The following is an 18,141-nucleotide window of genomic DNA, read 5'->3' as shown; positions in this document are numbered from 1 at the left end:
TTTATAGTCACAAATAATGATTAGAATTATAAAAATATGATTTTGGGCGCAATAAGAAGTACCGAATGATTGATATCTAAAATTTAATAAGTCGCAAATAGAACTCTAAGCGATACCTGCATCACAGGTTTAAAAGCTTGTATCGGTCATTACCAATACAAGCTTAAAAAATTAAAGATCTAAAAGTAACAAAGTAGGGTCTTCAACCAACTCTTTAATGGTAACTAAGAATTGTACTGCTTCTTTACCATCAATCATACGGTGGTCATAAGACAAGGCAAGATACATCATTGGTAAGATTTTAACTTCACCATTAACCGCCATTGGGCGATCATTAATAGCATGCATACCAAGAATAGCAGTTTGCGGTGGGTTCAAGATAGGCGTTGACATGAGTGAACCAAATACGCCACCGTTTGAAATGGTGAACGTTCCGCCAGTCATATCATCTAGACCAAGTTTACCTTCTTGTGCTTTACCACCGAACTCACGAATCTTGGCTTCAACATCCGCCATGCTCATCTGATCGGTATCACGCAATACTGGCACGACAAGACCACGATTAGAAGATACCGCAACACCGATATCATAGTAACCATGATAAACGATATCATTACCATCTAACGATGCATTCACTGCTGGGAAACGTTTTAGTGCTTCTGTTGCAGCTTTTACGAATAACGACATAAAGCCCAAACGCGTACCATGACGCTTTTCGAACTGATCTTTATACTTAGCACGCATATCCATCAACGGCTTCATGTTGACTTCGTTAAACGTGGTTAACATTGCCGTTTCTTGAGAAGCTGCTAATAAACGATTTGCAACGGTCTTGCGTAGACGCGTCATCGGTACACGGCTTTCGCTACGTGGACCAGCTTCAGCAACGGGCTGACCACTGTCAGTTTTAATACTGCTATCCGCTTTTAGGGTTGGGCTGCTCATGTCACTCTTAGTAACACGACCACCACGACCACTACCTTCAACGTCTTTAGGATCAACGCCAGATTCTTTAGCAGCTTTACGCACTGCTGGGCTTTGATCTTTATGATCTGCTTCTACACCGCCAGTACTAGCAGCTGCTTGTACAGGTGCGCCGCCATCAGTTGCTTGCTTTTCTTGCACTGGAGCAGACTCAGCGGCAGGTGCGGCACTAGCGCTTGCGCCAGCTTCAAACTCTGCAATCAACTCATCTGACAATACTATATCGTCAACATGCTTAACAATACGAGTTACCACACCATTATCTGGGGCAACCACTTCTAATACTACTTTGTCAGTTTCGATTTCAGCTAATAGATCATCACGATTAACCTGTTGACCTTCAGTGACATGCCATTCAACGATTGTACCGTCGGCAACCGATTCTGGAAAAACGGGGGCTTTAATCTCAGCCATCGATATACTCCTTAGATGTAGATATTACTATTTATTATGAAGTCGTGATGAGCAACCCGTATCTATCATCCATAGCAATGCTATAGGTAAGCACTATGGATAAATAGTCTAATAGATACTGGCTGCCATCGCCTGATTGATAAAAATGTTATTTAACGCTTTAAATTTCTTACTAGAATTGTCATAGCTGGAATAAGTTATTTAGCCAACTCATCGACGCTAATGCCAAGACCACCAGCAATCAATGCTTGCTGCTGCTGTAAATGTATTTTAGCAGAACCTGTCGCTGGTGCTGCACTAGCAGGACGCGCAACCGGATCAACAATACGAGCTTTAGTTGGATGTGGCACAACAATACGATACATCTCAGGTGCTAGATAATACCAAGCACCTTGATTAAGCGGTTCTTCTTGTGTCCATACAATCTCAGCTAAGTTGCTATATTTTTCAATTTCAGCCACTAAGCGTTCTTCTGGTAGCGGATATAACTGTTCAATGCGAGCGATCGCAACATGGTCAAGACCTAAAGCGCGGCGCTGTTCAAGCAAGTCATAATAAACCTTACCACCACACAAGACGAGACGCGTGATTTGTTCTGGATTGACATTGTCAACATCTGATAAAACCGTTTCAAACTTGCCAGTTGCCAATTCTTCTAATTGAGAGGTTGCCAGCTTATGACGCAGTAAGCTCTTTGGGGACATAACAATCAAAGGCTTACGAATCGGGCGAACGCCTTGACGACGTAACGCATGATAAATCTGGGCTGGAGTTGTTGGCGTGATAACTTGCATATTGTCTTCAGCACACAACTGTAAGAAGCGCTCAAGGCGAGCAGATGAATGCTCAGGACCTTGACCTTCAAAACCGTGTGGTAACAACATCGTCAAGCCGCAAACGCGCTGCCATTTGGTTTCGCCACTAGCGATAAACTGGTCGATAACTACTTGAGCACCGTTAACAAAGTCACCAAACTGCGCTTCCCAAATGATTAAGGCATTAGGAACAGTGGTTGCATAACCGTATTCAAAGGCTAATACCGCTTCTTCTGATAACAATGAGTTATAAGTCGCAAAGCGGGCTTGGTCTTCGCTAATATGGGCAAGCGGCACATACATGCTGCCATCTTCCATATTAAACAGCTCGCTGTGGCGATGCGAGAACGTGCCACGACCGACGTCTTCACCGGTGATACGAACCAATAGGTCATCGTTATCAACTAAAGTAGCATACGCTAAAGTCTCAGCCGCGCCCCAGTTTAATGGCTCTTCGCCGGTTTGCATGGCTAGACGCTGTTCAACGACTTTTTGTACCTGACGCTGTAACTTGTAACCTTCTGGCATCTCTGCCATACGGCGACCATAAGCTTTTAATTTTTCAATATCGACACTAGTATCCCAGTCGTCTTGTAACTCATGATTTAAGTATGGCGACCAATCTACAAATAAGTCTGAAGAAGGCTCAAGAACCAGAGAGTTCGCTACATATTCGCCACGATCTAATGATTCACGATATTCATCTTCGTATTTGGTTTCTTCTTCAGCAGTCAACACGCCTTCAGCAATCAGCTTTTGAGCATAGATAGCACGGGTCGTTGGTAATTTCTTGATGACCGCATACATAAGTGGCTGAGTGGCAGACGGCTCGTCCGCTTCGTTATGACCGTTACGGCGATAGCAGAACAAGTCGATAATGATGTCTTTACCAAATTCATGACGGTAATCAAGCGCAAGCTGAGCTGCAAATATGACTGACTCAGGATCATCACCGTTAACGTGCAGAATAGGCGCATGAACCATTTTTGCCACATCAGTACAATATTCGGTAGAGCGCGCATCTTCTTGACGGCTGGTGGTAAAACCAACTTGGTTATTAATAACGATACGTACGGTGCCGCCCGTGGTATAAGCACGAGTCTGTGACATCTGGAAAGTCTCTTGTACCACGCCTTGACCTGCAAAAGCAGCATCACCATGGATAACAATAGGTAGAACCAGATTACCAGTAGTGTCGTTACGACGTACTTGGCGGGCGCGAACTGAGCCTTGAATCACAGGAGAAACAATCTCAAGATGCGATGGGTTAAAACCAAGGGCTAAATGCGTCTCGCCGCCTGGAGTCATAACGTTAGAAGAAAAACCGTTATGATATTTAACGTCGCCTGAGCCTTTTTCTGGCTGTACTTTACCATCGAACTCATCGAATAAGTCGGCTGGGTTTTTACCTAGAACGTTAACCAGTAGGTTTAAGCGTCCACGGTGAGCCATACCAATGACCACTTCCTTGGTGCCATAACCGCCAGCACGTTGGATGATCTCATTGATAGCAGGAATAAAGCTTTCGCCGCCTTCCAAGCCAAAACGCTTCACACCGGTATATTTACGGGCTAGATATTTTTCAAGCCCTTCAGCTGCTGTCAAGCGCTCAAGAATAGACAAACGCTTGTCTTTATCGAATTCGATATGACCGTGATTGGTTTCTAAATATTTTTCCATCCAACGCTTTTCAGTGCTGGTGGTCACGTGCATGTATTCAATACCGATATGACGGCAATATACACGCTCCATGATTTCAATAATTTCGCGTAAAGTCGCTTCAGACTTACCAATGCTCAAATCGCCCGTAGAATAGACGGTATCAAGATCAGCGTCTGATAAGCCATGATATGCTAACGTTAAGTCTTCAACCGCAGCGCGCGGATGTAGCTGTAACGGATCAAGCTGAGCACGACGATGCCCACGGCGACGATAAGCAGAAATAAGCTGTTGCACGCCCATCTGTTTAGGGTCAGCACAGTTTGCCGTACTGCCAGATGTGCCAGCAGCCCCAGTTGATACCTTGTTCGCAGTTTGATTGCGCGCAAGCAGTAAGAACTGGTCTTGAATGGCATGGTGGGCGGCGTCATTTTCTGACTTATATTGTTTAAAATAATCCTGCCATTCTGCATCGACGCTATTAGGGTCGCTTAAGAATTGCTCGTAGAGGGATTCGATATAATGGGCATTGTCAGCAGCGAGTTCTGTATGATCTACATTAGCTGCTTGTTTAGTTATACTATTCATAATAATCGTCTATTTGATAGATAAATGAATGGAATCGTGCTTATTGTTGTGTAATCCGTTATATGCAGGGCGCTATATATGGCGTATATCATAGGATACTGTTTGCAAGGAATGCGATTGCTGAGAGGCTATTACTGACTACCAGTGCTCCATAAGCTCGACGTTGATGTTGCTCGATCTTACAAAACTCTGCAACGTGCTGCCATAAATATATCGAATAAATATAGATTGGGCAGCATCATTACAACTGATAGGGTTAATTATTTGTGAACGTTCAGTCTTGTATCTTGCTTCGTTCCACAAAATTAACTCATATATACTGACATCAGCCATAGCCTATTATGATTAACGGGCTCTTAGCACATCAATCTCAACCTATAGAAGGCTGGATAAATAGGTATGTCATTCAGCTAGCTAATTACTCAGCTATTTCCTGCTGCAAAAGTCTTTCCTTGACTGATAAACGCTGTTTTTTGCCAAACATACATTGCTATCTAGGATAGCATGAATAAGATGCCAGCCATAGTTTGTTTATTCAATATTCAGTATTTAGCTAATAAATACCGAATATCACTCGGCTACTTATTCAATATTAGCTAGAGATTCATAATGGTGACGAAATTTGGTTGCTGCCAACCGTAGATAAATTTTAACGTTGCTATAATAGCACCTTTAGAACCATATTTTTATCCCAAGTTTTAAGATATTGCGATTTTTTTAAAAAACTTGTCTTTTTGGTCAACTATTTTATACTTTGAATAGCACCCTTAGCCAAATATTTTTTATGAACGTTTATAATTGCTTTTGTTTAAATGAAAACCTATTAATATTATCACTATACGGGCTGACTATAATACGGGCTGACTATAACATTCGGATAATTTTTTACATGCTATCAACGTGATCTTGCCTTAGCATTACATTATGATAGATATTTGTGACCTGATGATTTAGTTGCGAATTGGCTATTTGTAAGATTATAAATAGGCTTGCAAACAGATATAAAAAACACCGCCTAGTTATAGACGGTGTTTTTTTATATCAATTAAGCAGACAGTGATGCCATTAGCCTGCTTGATCGAGTAACAAATTGCGCAGATGACCAATGGCTTTGGTTGGGTTTAAGCCTTTTGGACAGACAGATACACAATTCATGATACCGCGGCAACGGAATAAGCTAAACGGATCATCCAAACGCGCTAAACGGGCACGCGTGTCGGTATCACGGCTATCAACGACAAAGCGATTGGCGTTTAATAATGCCGCTGGTCCTAGGAATTTATCTGGATTCCACCAAAAAGATGGGCAGCTGGTTGAACAGCAAGCACATAAGATACATTCATACAGACCGTTCATTTTTTCTCGTTGCTCAGGAGATTGTAAGCGCTCGGTTGGCGGCGCTGGTTGATCATTGATTAAGAACGGGTGTACTTTTTCATACTGCTCATAAAATTGGTTCATATCGACGACCAAATCACGAACTACGGGCAGACCCGGTAAAGGACGAACGACTACTTTTTCTGGCAAGGTATTCATGTTAATCAAACATGCCAAACCATTTTTACCGTTAATGTTCATCCCATCCGAGCCGCAAATACCTTCACGGCATGAACGACGGAAAGTTAGGCTTTCATCTTGCGACTTTAAACGTAAAAGCACGTCAAGCAACATACGATCAGAGTCAAGTAGCTCAATCGTATAGGTTTGCATACGTGGCGCTGCGTCCTGATCCGGATCGTAGCGGTAGATTTCGATGGTGCGAGTACCACGGCTCATAAGCTAAACTCCACACTTAAGATGATGGCGGGCAGACAAAACCGATGATCTAATCGCGCTTAGGGTGGTACAGAACTACATTATATAGAGCTATCATTCCCATCAGCGTTGATTTGATTTGGCTAAAGTCTTGTCGCTTGCGGTCACCTTTTATTAAATGAATAAAGGATAAAACAGTTCAATCATCGTGCCCCAACCAATATAATTTCAATGGACACGATAACTGATTAATAACTCAAATGATTAGTACACACGAATTAGTACACGCGAACTTTTGGCTCAACATAATCTACGGTTAGCGGGATTTTGCGAACTGGTTTATAGACGATTTTGTTGCCTTTAGAGTACCAAAGCGTGTGCTTCATCCAGTCGTGGTCATTACGACCGTTTGGTGCATAGTCATCATCTTCTGGGCGGTCATAATCAGAGACACTGTGCGCGCCGCGGCTTTCATGACGATGCGCAGCTGATACCATGGTCGCTTTTGCCACTTCATACAGATTTGCGACTTCAAAGGCTTCAATACGCGCGGTATTAAAGACTTGTGATTTGTCAGTCAGATGAATTTGGTCAATTTTATCTTCAAGCGCTAAAATCTGCTTCACCCCTTCATCCATCAAAGCTTGGGTACGGAACACGCTGGCATGCTTTTGCATAATGGCACGGATCTCATCCGCCACTTCTTGCGCATTGTAGCCTGATGTTGACTGCTGCAACTTGTCTAAACGCTTTACAGTATAGTCAAGCACATGGGTATCTAGTGGTTTATAGTCATGGTCGGCATGATGGAATTCATCAACAATATGTTTACCCGCGGCACGACCGAAGACCACTAAATCAAGTAATGAGTTGGTACCTAGACGGTTGGCACCGTGGACACTAACGCACGCACATTCACCAATCGCGTAAAGACCTTTAACCACAGTGCCTTTTTGATATAAGCCGTCTTCATCTGCACCGGCTTCTAAATCAGGGGTAATAACTTGACCATGAATAGTAGTAGGAATACCGCCCATCATATAGTGAATGGTTGGGATAACTGGGATTGGCTCTTTGGTGATGTCAACGTTCGCAAAGTTTTTACCAATCTCAAATACCGATGGCAAGCGCTTCATGATGGTTTCAACGCCTAAATGGGTCATATCCATTACGATATGGTCAGCATTTGGTCCACAGCCACGACCTTCTTTGATTTCTTGATCCATAGAACGAGAAACCAAATCACGCGGAGCTAAGTCTTTTACGGTTGGCGCATAACGCTCCATAAAGGCTTCGCCATCTTTATTACGTAAGATTGCGCCTTCACCACGGCAACCTTCGGTCAATAGCACGCCAGCGCCGTGAACGCCAGTTGGGTGGAACTGCCAAAACTCCATGTCTTGCAATGGAATACCAGCACGAACTGCCATACCGATACCGTCGCCAGTATTAATATACGCATTGGTAGACGCGGCAAAGATACGACCTGCTCCGCCCGTTGCAAGAACAGTAATCGGAGACTGGAATACCGCAACGGTGCCCGTTTCTTGTTCAATCGCGATGACACCATTGATATTACCGGCATCATCTTTGATTAAATCAAGGGCAATCCACTCGATAAAGAACTCTGTGCCTTGCTCAAGATTCTTTTGATACAAGGTATGTAGTAGCGCGTGACCCGTACGGTCAGCCGCTGCACATGCACGTTGTACGGCTTTTTCGCCATAGTTTGAAGTATGACCACCGAATGGACGCTGATAAATCGTCCCATCTTCGTTACGGTCAAACGGCATGCCCATATGCTCAAGCTCGTAAACGACTTTTGGCGCTTCACGGCACATATATTCAATAGCGTCTTGATCACCTAACCAATCTGACCCTTTAACGGTATCATAAAAGTGAAAATGCCAATTGTCATTACTCATATTGCCGAGACTGGCACCAATACCGCCCTGCGCTGCTACCGTGTGTGAGCGGGTTGGGAATACTTTAGTCAATACCGCAACCTTCATACCCGCTTGAGCCAAATGTAGTGAAGCACGCATTCCTGAGCCGCCACCACCAACGATAACCGCATCGTAATTAAGGGTTTTGATGTTGCTGATCGTATTGTCTTGTCGTGTTGCCATTATGGTTTTCCTAATGCCTGTTAATACTTGCGAAGTAAATACAAAGACCGCCTAGCCAGTCATGCCATCCGAGTTGAGTCATAGACTCAAAGCACGGGTTAGGATGATAGAACCCTACAAACTGGACATCTAAGCTGCCTTCAACCACTTACTAAAACGTGCAAATCTATCTGAGAGTTAAACAGCAACGACACCGAAGCCACTACCCCAAAAAATCATGATGCCCCAGAACAAGAAAACTAAAATAGCGATAATCATCACAGACTGTAGCACCAAGCGTAAACCTGAGGCACTAGGACCCAATTTACCCGTCGTGATGTAATCAGTAAATACCGTCCACATCCCAACCCAAGCGTGACCAGCAAGCGCCAGCACTGCAAGCAAGCTAAATAGGCGCATCGGCAGACTGGTCATAAACCCTGACCACTCGTAAAAATCGACGTCACCATGGGTCAAAAAGAAACCCAGTAACACCACACTATAGACCGCTAAAATAACGGCACTGATACGCTGAACCATCCAATCGCGAGTACCGGAACCGGTCAAACTTGTGGCGCTTTTGATACTTGAATCATGTTTATTCATTAGAACATCACCCATACAAATGACGCGACAATTAAAATCGCTGCAATTACAAAGCTGATCATAGAGGCAGCACGGCCAGAATTCAGCTCTTCGTTCATACCCATATCAGCAAATAAATGCTTCATACCCATCACAAAGTGATAAGCAATGGCAGCGACAAAAATCCACGCCAAAAAGCGCACAAAAACATTATCAAAAACAGTCTCAAAACTCTCAGGCGATGCCAAAGAGTTTTGCAGCAGCCATAACATGACCGGAATCAGTAAAAATAGGACAATGCCAGAGATACGATGCAGAATTGAAGCAATGGCAATCGGTGAACTATTCACGCTAATCACTTGGCTCAGCGGCAGATTTATGGGGCGGTTGCTTTTCACAGCGGGCATCCTTTTGCGGTTATACTTTTGCAGTAACTAAGACACCAATCGGTAATATGCACCTAAAAGTATATAGCACTACACGAGATGAATAAGATAAGGGATAGCTAGCTAGCTGACCTTGTTAATGTAAAGTTAATAGCGTGCAAATCAATCATAAAAGACACATTCGGCGTTGTCACATCTAACATGTTCACATCTAGTATAGACATCTGCCGCTTATATACCATTTAATAAGAAAACAATATCAATAAAAACCAGCATCAATAACCAGCACCATTAAAGTACAGTTGCTCATCTAATATGAGCAGCTCGTCACTTCCAAGCGCCTTAACGCAAAAAAGATAACTTTTCTCAGCCATGTTTTATTAAAGAAAATTACATGACGAGCACTTTTAAAGTAAAACATATACTAGAAACATTCAAGACACAAAAGTTTGCTGAGTCGCTAGAATGTTTGGTTAAACGTAACAAAACTTAAAAACATCTGGTGTGTAAACATTCATATATTTTATTTACTGGCTAATAGATATTGCTTTATTGCCATCACTGCATCGTCATTGACTCCTGTCATCATCATCCATTTGTACACTATTTATCATTAAGACCAGCGGTCACAATGAGCTGACATCACCACGCGTCACCACAAAATAAAATACAAAACGAGTAATCCTAAAGCCATATTAAAAAGACGCTGATAACCCATTTAAATTAGAAAAAGTTATCAAAAATAGCGATATACCATCATATTAGTTTTGTATAAAACGATTGGTCTTAAATCATCTTAATTATAAAAGGGCTGTCTCTTAATTACAAACTTATCCCCTAAATAATAAGCACATACGACGCCTTTTATAAAACTCATGAGTCTACTTATAATTTTAATGTTAGCTATAACTATATTATTGTTTGAATAGATAGAATTGGTCTATGCTCACCCATACCCTACCTAAGACTACCAAAATCGCTACAAAAATAATTACTTATATACCATTAAATAGATACATAATATATCACTATAACACTTGCTGCCTAATGGCGCAAAACGTCCGAAATTCATACAAAATTACTAAGCAGACATATTTTGATACAAAAATTACAGCCAGTAACTGCCTTAAAAGCACGGAAATTGGGCGCTGGCGTACTAAAACTCTTTTCAAATGTTGCAGCTTTACTGTTAATATAACCGGATTGTTAGATTAGACACAAAGCGATTATCGCTTTTGACTGGTCATACTCGACACTATACGTCGATAGCATCTTTACGCTAAAAACCAATGGAGAGGAAATTATGGCTGAGAATGTAGCTGAAAATAATGCCACCCTAACAGTAGACGGTAAGGATTACCAACTTCCTATTACTGAAGGTACTTTGGGACCGTCAGTAATCGATGTCGCTGCTTTCCAAAAAGCAGGCTACTGGACTTATGATCCAGGCTTTATGGTGACGGCTCCTGTTGAGTCAAAAATTACCTTTATTGATGGTGGTAAAGGTGAGTTGTTATATCGCGGCTACCCTATTGATCAGTTGGCGAACAATGCAGAATATTTAGAAGTGGCTTATGCGTTGATTCATGGTGAGCTGCCAAATGCTGAGCAAAAAACAGAGTTTTATAAAAAGATTCATAGCCATACTGCGGTACACGATCAGCTGCGTAAGTTCTTTGAAGGCTTCCGCCGTGATGCGCATCCGATGGCAATTATGGTCGGTGTGGTCGGTGCTCTCTCAGCCTTCTATCATGAAAGCTTTGATGTCAGCGATGAGCGTCATCGCGAAATCACTGCGATTCGCCTGATTGCCAAAATGCCAACACTTGCCGCGATGAGTTATAAATACTCACAGGGCGAACCGTTTATGTACCCACGTAATGACTTCAATTACGCGGAAAACTTTGTTTATATGATGTTTGCCACGCCTGCTGACGTGAATTTTCAAGTGAACCCGATCATTGCTAAAGCGCTGGATAAAATCTTCACGTTACATGCTGACCATGAACAAAATGCCTCAACGTCTACCGTACGTCTAGCAGGCTCTACGGGTGCAAACCCTTACGCTTGTATCGCAGCGGGTATTGCTGCCCTTTGGGGTCCATCGCATGGTGGCGCGAACGAAGCCGTGCTTGAGATGTTAGATGAAATCGGTACGGTTGAAAACGTGCCTGCATTCATGGAAAAAGTAAAAAACCGTGAAGTGAAATTGATGGGCTTTGGTCACCGTGTTTATAAAAACTTCGATCCACGCGCACAAGTTCTAAAAGAGACGTGTGATGAAGTATTACAAGCGCTCGGTATCAACGATCCTAAGCTTGAGCTGGCAATGGAGCTGGAAAAAATCGCATTAGAAGATCCGTTCTTCATCGAGCGTAACTTGTATCCTAACGTTGATTTTTATTCTGGCATTATTTTAAAAGCCATCGGTATTCCAACCTCAATGTTTACTGTGATTTTCTCGCTAGCTCGTACTTCTGGCTGGATCAGCCATTGGCTTGAGATGCACAGTGAGTCATTCAAAATCGGTCGCCCACGCCAATTATATACTGGTGAGACGCGTCGTGATTTTGTTAAAGTTGAAGAGCGTAAATAATCTACGCTTAAGTGTCATATAAGTAAGAATCTTAATAAAAAATCCTGCCATGTGCAGGATTTTTTATGGGCAGAATTTGAGACTGCCTTTAGTCATACGTCTAAATCTAACCAAACCGCTAAGCGACTGATATTATTTAAACTCTTTTAACGTTTGCTCGTATTTGGCAATTTGCTCATCGTAGCCTTTAATAGTGTCGTCAAACTTGGTCATGAGCGTCTCAAACTCTTGTTGCTGCGTTTGCTTTAATTGCTGCATATCGAGGGCTTGTTGCACCTCTATTTGTTGCCATACTTGATACTGGACAATCAAACGACCGAGCGCTGGACTTTTTAACGTAAGCCGCGCCGCGATTTCAGGATGTTCAAAGAGCTGCGGCGTTAAGGTAGCGATATTAAGCAGTGTGTCGATGTCTTGCGCGCTTAATGCGGTTGCGGTAGGCTGATACAGGGCTTCCATAGCTTGTTGATAACGCTTAATTAATTCATCTTCTGGAAGTAATTGAGGTTCATACGCTTCAAGACTCAAACTTTTCAATACTTTTAAATCACGCTCGCCCACCTCGATACTGGTATTGATATCTACCGAGGCAGTCACTACATCTTCAGATTCCGCTTCGTTTGTCACAGTTGCTGAGCTCTTGTCCTGTGTAGATTTGGCATGATCTCCAGCGGCAGCAATGCTATCTGTTGCATCTGCTGCTTGTAGCGACTCATATTCTGCTTGCAAGCGGCGCTGTAAACCTTGCATTTGGGTGACATATAATGACTGAAATTCAGCAATACGCGCGGCAGCCGAGTCACTTTGTACCGCAGATTTATTAGCATCGGCATGTTGTTGCTCAGCGGTCTGACCGCCTTTCTCTACAGTCTCCGTTGCTGCTTGCTGCTGACAGGCGCTGAGTAATAGGGTTGCTGTGAACATACTGGCAACGAGTGTTGATTTTTGCCGTCCGTAACGCGCAGATTTGCACGCCGTTAGCGCAGCAGCAGAGCCAGTAAGAGGCGTTGGTGTTAAAAACTTAAACATGACGTCACAGTTCCTATATAAAATACGTAGATAAAAATAAGAGCAGAAATAATGCGAATTAAACTAAAAACTAATTCAAGGATAGATAAAAAATTAGGCTAACGATAAAGGGTAGTCATGACTTTACGCCTTACACGTTAACAGCCAACTTACTTTGCAAAAAGGGGATACACGCCATAAACATCTGACAATCTTGCCCACGCTGCTGACGAATAAAATAATCCTGCACCATCCGCGCTTGCTGCTCAATACCATAATCAAAAAACGGTTTACCAGTCACCAGTTCATACTGATAACGCCGATTCATCAGCGCACCGCGTACCACTTTTAGCCCTTGTTGTAGCTGCCACACGTGCGTCAACTCATGAATCAGCCAGCCCTGCTTACTAAGAGAAGCCTGAGTAAAATCAGTAATCCAATTGGCGCGGTGAAAGTAAATATTACCATTGGGACTGACCGCATAATTTCTAAGCACCCACCATGCCGTCTTTAATTGCACACTATCAAGGTTAATATGTGTACCGAAAACGGTACGCGCGAGAGCAATCTCAGCGGCGTTCAGCTTGCGTACCTGTTGTGGATAGCATTTAAAAAAGGTGCGCCATGTTGACTGGTTAGTTTTGTCAGCAGGTGGTTTGATAATTTGCCTTGGCATAAGCAGTCATTGACTCCATAGTAATAACTTAAGGTATTTTTATAATAAAATTTAGTTTGAGGTTAGCTTCGGTTCAACTACAGTATTGCCAACACAGCTTAAATAGGGCTGATAACGCTAAAATAAAAGCGCTGCGGACATAAGCTGTACAGTCACGTGACTTTTTTTTAACATGGTTTTGCGTTAGCCTGTTCTGTCGGCTTTCGAAGCTGGCAGTATTCTTTATTTTTTAAATCAACTTTTAACCTTTTATTTTAAGTTATGAGAGTCTTATGTCATCCTCCTTCCATAGCGATACGCCGCTGGCACAGCGCATGCGCCCAACCTCCCTTGATGCGATTATTGGTCAAGCGCACTTACTGGCGCAAGGTGCACCGTTGCGGCGTTTGATTGAACAGCAGCATCTACCTTCCATTATTTTGCATGGCGATGCTGGTATTGGCAAAACGACCATTGCGATGCTGCTTGCTGACGCGGTAGGACGTCCGTTTCACGCGTTATCGGCACTCAATACTGGGGTTAAACAACTGCGTGAAGTATTAGATAGTAAAGACTCATTAAGTTTTGCAGCGCCAGTGGTTTTTATTGATGAAATCCATCGTTTTAATAAGGCACAGCAAGATGCACTGCTCGGCGCGGTAGAGTCCGGAGACATTACCCTGATTGGGGCAACCACAGAAAATCCGTCTTTTAGTGTTAATAATGCGCTATTGTCACGTTGCCAAGTCTATCGCTTGCAACCGCTGAGTTCAGAGCAGATTAGTGCCGTGTTGCAACGTGCAATGACAGAAGATATTAAGTTAAAGTCGCTAAACATCGACCTGCAAGCTGAGCAATTTATCAGTGAATTGGCACATGGTGACGCGCGTAAGGCACTCAATATACTGGAGCTGGCGATTCAAACCGCTGACCCAAAACAGACGCAAATTCTTATTGATAATGAGCTGGTCAGTCGAGTCGTACAAACGGCATTGGTACGCTATGACAAGGATGGCGAGCAGCATTATGATATTGTCTCTGCACTGATAAAGTCGGTACGTGGTTCCGATCCTGATGCAGCATTATATTGGATGGCACGAATGCTCGTTGGCGGCGAGCCTGCTGATTTTATTGCTCGGCGCTTGGTGATTTTAGCCAGCGAAGATATTGGCAATGCCAATCCCAATGCCTTATTGCTTGCGGATGCGGCGCTGCGCAGTGTGCAGTCGATAGGCATGCCTGAAGCGCGCATTATTTTGGGGCAAGTGGTGGTCTATTTAGCGACCAGCGCCAAAAGTAACAGCACTTATAATGCGATTAATGCGGCGATGAAATTAGCAGAAAAAGATGCCTCGCCTGTGCCGCTACATTTGCGTAATGGGGTCACCAAATTGATGCGTCAAGAAGGTTATGGTGCTGGCTATCAGTATCCGCATAATTATCCGAATCACTATTATCCGCAATCTTATTTACCTGATAATCTGGTGGGCACGCAGTTCTATAAATTTGCAGACAATCAGCGTGAGCAACACAGCAAGCAATTTATGGAGTGGCTAAGGGCACAAGTTGCCAGTAATGAATAAGCAGTCACGTTTTTAAACTGTTAATTTTAATACTTTTATATTAATGATAAATGACTTTTACTAAGCACTACAGCGCGCCTGAGCCTCAGCTGTTACAATAGCCACATGAGTTTTATATTCACCCTTATTTTTACATAATAATATTGAGATTCTTATGAGCTTAGACAGTATTACTGACATTATTGACGATATTCGTGCCGGCAAAATGGTCATCTTAATGGATGATGAAGACCGCGAAAATGAAGGCGATATCATCATGGCAGCGACCCATGTGCGCCCGGAAGATATTAACTTTATGATTACTCATGCGCGCGGCTTGGTTTGTTTGACCTTATCACAAGCTCGCTGTCAGCAATTGGCATTGCCGTTAATGTCGGATCGCAATGAGGCAAAATTCAGTACCAACTTTACCGTATCTATTGAAGCGGCTGAAGGTGTAACCACGGGTATTTCAGCGGCGGATCGCGCGCGTACGATTCAAGCAGCGGTGGCGTCAGCTGCAAAGCCTTGCGATATCGTACAACCGGGGCATATTTTCCCAATTATGGCGCAAAATGGTGGCGTGTTGCACCGTGCAGGACACACCGAAGCCGGTTGTGATTTGGCGCGACTTGCCGGTCTTGAGCCAGCAGCAGTGATTGTTGAGATTATCAATGCCGATGGCACCATGGCGCGCCGTGATGACCTTGAAGTATTTGCTAAAGAGCATGATCTTAAAATTGGTACCATTGCCGATTTGATTAATTATCGCATTGCCAATGAACAAACGGTAGAAGAAGTCGAAGTGCGTTCGTTTGAAACCGAATATGGCACTTTTACCTTACACCGCTTTCGTGAGTTTGGCGCTTCTGAGACGCATTTAGCCTTAGTAAAAGGTGATGTCAGTACAGGCGTCAGTACCGTACGTGTGCATGGTTTTCATCCCTTGCGTGACTTATTTGCTGCCAAAAATGACACCACAGGTCGTAGTGGCTGGAGCGTACAGTCAGCATTAGAGGAAATCAATGCCAGTGAGCGCGGGGTATTGGTATGGATTGGTAATCATGAGCCGACTGATTTAGGCGATGCGCTTGATAAAGCGGCGGCGAATGAAGCCGTCTCCACGCTTATTCAACAGCCATACCGCAGCATCGGCGTGGGTGCGCAGATTTTGCGTCATTTAGGCGTACGTAATATGCGCTTATTGTCCTCACCAATGAAGTTTCATGCGTTATCAGGGTTTGAGTTAAACGTATTAGAGTTTGTGCCTGCGCCTAAGCAAAAATAGTCCTTAACAATTTATTTTTAAAAAAATTAGGTTATAAACAGTCAGTTAATAAACAGCTAGTAAATAAAGAATAGTAAAGAAAAAGGCACGTTAGCTATAGTTAACGTGCCCTTTTTTGCTAAATTTTTATTGTAAGTACTAACTTATTACATCTCAGGCATATGTCCGACTGTGTTTTCCAACGCTTGCAAACGCGAGCGCTCATCGGTTGTCCACGGCACTTTTTTCTCGCCCTGACTGTCCAAACGCACTACGACCGCATCGGCAGTGGCAACGATGGCTTGTTGCGCGCAGCTATAATAGCTGTATTCTATAACGATACTGGTTGTGCCCAAACGCTGACAACGTACGCCCAATAATAACGTATCAGGATACGTCACTGGACGTAAATATTGGCAACTTGAGGCGGCAAGTACGGTCACCATATTGCCATCAAACATCCCAAGCGCTTGCAGATAAGCAATACGCGCAGACTCCGCATAGCGGTAATACACCACATTATTTAAATGGCTAAAGGCATCCATTTCGCCCCAATGTATGGGCTGCTGATGAATCACCGGATACTGCGCCAATGCGTCAGGCACGTTGCTGTCATCAGCAAACCTGTTTTGCTGTAAATTTAAAGGATTAGCCATTTGATTACTATTCATAGGTGAGTACCTGTTGCTCATTCAGCTGAGAAGTCACGTTTTTTATTAAAAAATTATCAGTAAAAACTCATCAATAAAATTTAGTATCATAAATTTATCATTAAAATATTTAGCGCTCAGACTGCTCTATAATTTGCGTGGTTGCTAGTGGGGTTACTGTTGGCGGACTGGCAAGCAGTTTATCAAGCCAAGCAATCACCTCAGCAATCGTAGTCGGTGCTGCCATTATTGTATCTACTGGGTCAGTGGATGCTGATGCGTTATTTTTAGATGGGTTGCGAGTGACTGTAGATGTTGCGACAAGCGGTTGCAGCTGCTTGCGTGCTTGCCGCAAATAGCCAGCAAGTTGTTTTTGCTCGCGCATATTACCCGCTTGCATGGCAAGATTTAGGGTCATGATGACTTCATGAATGGTTAGTTGCTGACGAGTAATGACGGCATTGTTCTTTAAACGGTCATGGCTAGATAAAAATTTCTGAATATTCTGGAGGGCAATATTTTGTAGTTGCCAAGGGCTAGGTTGGGCGCTTTGTGCTTGTAGATGGGCAATATCTTTGATAAGGCTTTGTTGAATCACCTGCTTTAATGCAGGTGCAATCTCACTGTTATTTTGCGACAATTGCCACTGTAAGCCACGTAATAATCCTAACGCGGCTTGGTCATTATTGTCCGCCAATAAACTATCTGCCGCTTGAAGTTGCAAGCGCAATAAATTCAGCTGATTTTGCGTTTGATTGTCTTCTGCTGGCGTGGGCGCTTGCTTTATTTTGGGCGTCGCTTGTTGATTAAGCGCAAAAAGTCGGTCGTCCATATCATTCAATCGGGTCGCTAACTGCTCATTGGTTTGCAGGCGTTCTATCATCTGATTTTGAAAGCGCTGCTGACTGACATACAACCAAATAAACCCAATAATCAGCAGCAAAATAAACAGCCACTGTAATTGTAATAACAGTACACTCGCCTGCCGCCGCTGCTGACCCGCGGTGGGTACAGGAGATGAGGGTTTAAAGTCAGTTGGCATAAGGATGTACCGTTAATAATAAGAGTAAATCAGCTTAAAATAAATGTAAGCTAAATGCTATTTTATA

13 protein-coding genes are annotated in these 18,141 nt (G+C 43.2%); 3 read left to right on the top strand and 10 right to left on the bottom strand.

The features are described from left to right. Nucleotides 1-171: 171 nt before the first annotated feature. From odhB to sdhC, 6 genes are all read right to left on the bottom strand, one after another. Nucleotides 172-1,398, bottom strand: coding sequence for a 2-oxoglutarate dehydrogenase complex dihydrolipoyllysine-residue succinyltransferase (gene odhB, locus AAEY78_RS00260; protein WP_352336325.1), 1,227 nt, complete (start codon nucleotides 1,396-1,398; stop codon nucleotides 172-174). Nucleotides 1,399-1,595: 197 nt separating this feature from the next. Then, complete coding sequence (locus AAEY78_RS00255) at nucleotides 1,596-4,460, bottom strand: 2-oxoglutarate dehydrogenase E1 component (protein WP_352336323.1); 2,865 nt, start codon at nucleotides 4,458-4,460, stop codon at nucleotides 1,596-1,598. A 1,065-nt stretch (nucleotides 4,461-5,525) separates the two neighbouring features. Beyond that, on the bottom strand, nucleotides 5,526-6,236 hold the full coding sequence (locus tag AAEY78_RS00250) for a succinate dehydrogenase iron-sulfur subunit (RefSeq protein WP_352336322.1): 711 nt from the start codon (nucleotides 6,234-6,236) through the stop codon (nucleotides 5,526-5,528). A gap of 257 nt (nucleotides 6,237-6,493) precedes the next feature. Beyond that, complete coding sequence (gene sdhA, locus AAEY78_RS00245; protein WP_352336320.1) at nucleotides 6,494-8,344, bottom strand: succinate dehydrogenase flavoprotein subunit; 1,851 nt, start codon at nucleotides 8,342-8,344, stop codon at nucleotides 6,494-6,496. 177 nt (nucleotides 8,345-8,521) lie between these two features. Continuing rightward, nucleotides 8,522-8,908, bottom strand: a complete 387-nt coding sequence (sdhD, locus tag AAEY78_RS00240) for a succinate dehydrogenase, hydrophobic membrane anchor protein (protein WP_352336799.1) — start codon at nucleotides 8,906-8,908, stop codon at nucleotides 8,522-8,524. Nucleotides 8,909-8,928: 20 nt separating this feature from the next. Continuing rightward, the gene (gene sdhC, locus AAEY78_RS00235; protein WP_352336318.1) at nucleotides 8,929-9,315 is read right to left on the bottom strand and encodes a succinate dehydrogenase, cytochrome b556 subunit; all 387 of its coding nucleotides are present in this window, start codon (nucleotides 9,313-9,315) and stop codon (nucleotides 8,929-8,931) included. 1,282 nt (nucleotides 9,316-10,597) lie between these two features. Between sdhC and gltA the strand changes: the two genes are divergently transcribed. Beyond that, nucleotides 10,598-11,890, top strand: coding sequence for a citrate synthase (gene gltA, locus AAEY78_RS00230; RefSeq protein ID WP_352336316.1), 1,293 nt, complete (start codon nucleotides 10,598-10,600; stop codon nucleotides 11,888-11,890). Nucleotides 11,891-12,022: 132 nt separating this feature from the next. On the opposite strand, the gene AAEY78_RS00225 is transcribed toward gltA, so the two are convergent. Then, nucleotides 12,023-12,919, bottom strand: coding sequence for a hypothetical protein (locus tag AAEY78_RS00225; RefSeq protein ID WP_352336314.1), 897 nt, complete (start codon nucleotides 12,917-12,919; stop codon nucleotides 12,023-12,025). 130 nt (nucleotides 12,920-13,049) lie between these two features. Then, complete coding sequence (locus AAEY78_RS00220; protein ID WP_352336312.1) at nucleotides 13,050-13,574, bottom strand: type IV secretion protein Rhs; 525 nt, start codon at nucleotides 13,572-13,574, stop codon at nucleotides 13,050-13,052. A 272-nt stretch (nucleotides 13,575-13,846) separates the two neighbouring features. On the opposite strand from AAEY78_RS00220, the gene AAEY78_RS00215 reads away from it, so the two are divergent. Beyond that, a complete protein-coding gene (locus tag AAEY78_RS00215; protein ID WP_352336311.1) occupies nucleotides 13,847-15,136 on the top strand; it encodes a replication-associated recombination protein A in 1,290 nt (429 codons plus the stop codon). 154 nt (nucleotides 15,137-15,290) lie between these two features. Then, nucleotides 15,291-16,403 (top strand): bifunctional 3,4-dihydroxy-2-butanone-4-phosphate synthase/GTP cyclohydrolase II, encoded by a 1,113-nt coding sequence (gene ribBA, locus AAEY78_RS00210; RefSeq protein WP_352336310.1) that lies wholly within the window; start codon nucleotides 15,291-15,293, stop codon nucleotides 16,401-16,403. Between the two features lie 146 nt (nucleotides 16,404-16,549). Here the strand turns inward: ribBA and AAEY78_RS00205 are convergent, their stop codons facing one another. Continuing rightward, on the bottom strand, nucleotides 16,550-17,038 hold the full coding sequence (locus tag AAEY78_RS00205; protein WP_502943606.1) for an acyl-CoA thioesterase: 489 nt from the start codon (nucleotides 17,036-17,038) through the stop codon (nucleotides 16,550-16,552). A 124-nt stretch (nucleotides 17,039-17,162) separates the two neighbouring features. Beyond that, entirely contained in the window at nucleotides 17,163-18,074 is a 912-nt protein-coding gene (locus AAEY78_RS00200) for a hypothetical protein (protein ID WP_352336306.1), read from the bottom strand. Between the last annotated feature and the right edge of the window lie 67 nt (nucleotides 18,075-18,141).

The organism is Psychrobacter sp. 16-MNA-CIBAN-0192 (assembly GCF_040309565.1).
In the GTDB taxonomy this organism is placed as follows: domain Bacteria; phylum Pseudomonadota; class Gammaproteobacteria; order Pseudomonadales; family Moraxellaceae; genus Psychrobacter.
This window is presented reverse-complemented; position numbering and strand designations above follow the sequence as displayed.

Excerpts from the sequence above, each read along its gene's own strand:
- odhB (WP_352336325.1), bottom strand. The coding sequence starts at position 1,398 with ATGGCTGAGATTAAAGCCCCCGTTTTTCCAGAATCGGTTGCCGACGGT.
- AAEY78_RS00200 (WP_352336306.1), bottom strand. The coding sequence starts at position 18,074 with ATGCCAACTGACTTTAAACCCTCATCTCCTGTACCCACCGCGGGTCAG.
- AAEY78_RS00225 (WP_352336314.1), bottom strand. The coding sequence starts at position 12,919 with ATGTTTAAGTTTTTAACACCAACGCCTCTTACTGGCTCTGCTGCTGCG.
- AAEY78_RS00250 (WP_352336322.1), bottom strand. The coding sequence starts at position 6,236 with ATGAGCCGTGGTACTCGCACCATCGAAATCTACCGCTACGATCCGGAT.
- sdhA (WP_352336320.1), bottom strand. The coding sequence starts at position 8,344 with ATGGCAACACGACAAGACAATACGATCAGCAACATCAAAACCCTTAAT.
- AAEY78_RS00215 (WP_352336311.1), top strand. The coding sequence starts at position 13,847 with ATGTCATCCTCCTTCCATAGCGATACGCCGCTGGCACAGCGCATGCGC.
- AAEY78_RS00255 (WP_352336323.1), bottom strand. The coding sequence starts at position 4,460 with ATGAATAGTATAACTAAACAAGCAGCTAATGTAGATCATACAGAACTC.
- ribBA (WP_352336310.1), top strand. The coding sequence starts at position 15,291 with ATGAGCTTAGACAGTATTACTGACATTATTGACGATATTCGTGCCGGC.
- sdhC (WP_352336318.1), bottom strand. The coding sequence starts at position 9,315 with ATGCCCGCTGTGAAAAGCAACCGCCCCATAAATCTGCCGCTGAGCCAA.
- gltA (WP_352336316.1), top strand. The coding sequence starts at position 10,598 with ATGGCTGAGAATGTAGCTGAAAATAATGCCACCCTAACAGTAGACGGT.
- AAEY78_RS00220 (WP_352336312.1), bottom strand. The coding sequence starts at position 13,574 with ATGCCAAGGCAAATTATCAAACCACCTGCTGACAAAACTAACCAGTCA.
- AAEY78_RS00205 (WP_502943606.1), bottom strand. The coding sequence starts at position 17,038 with ATGGCTAATCCTTTAAATTTACAGCAAAACAGGTTTGCTGATGACAGC.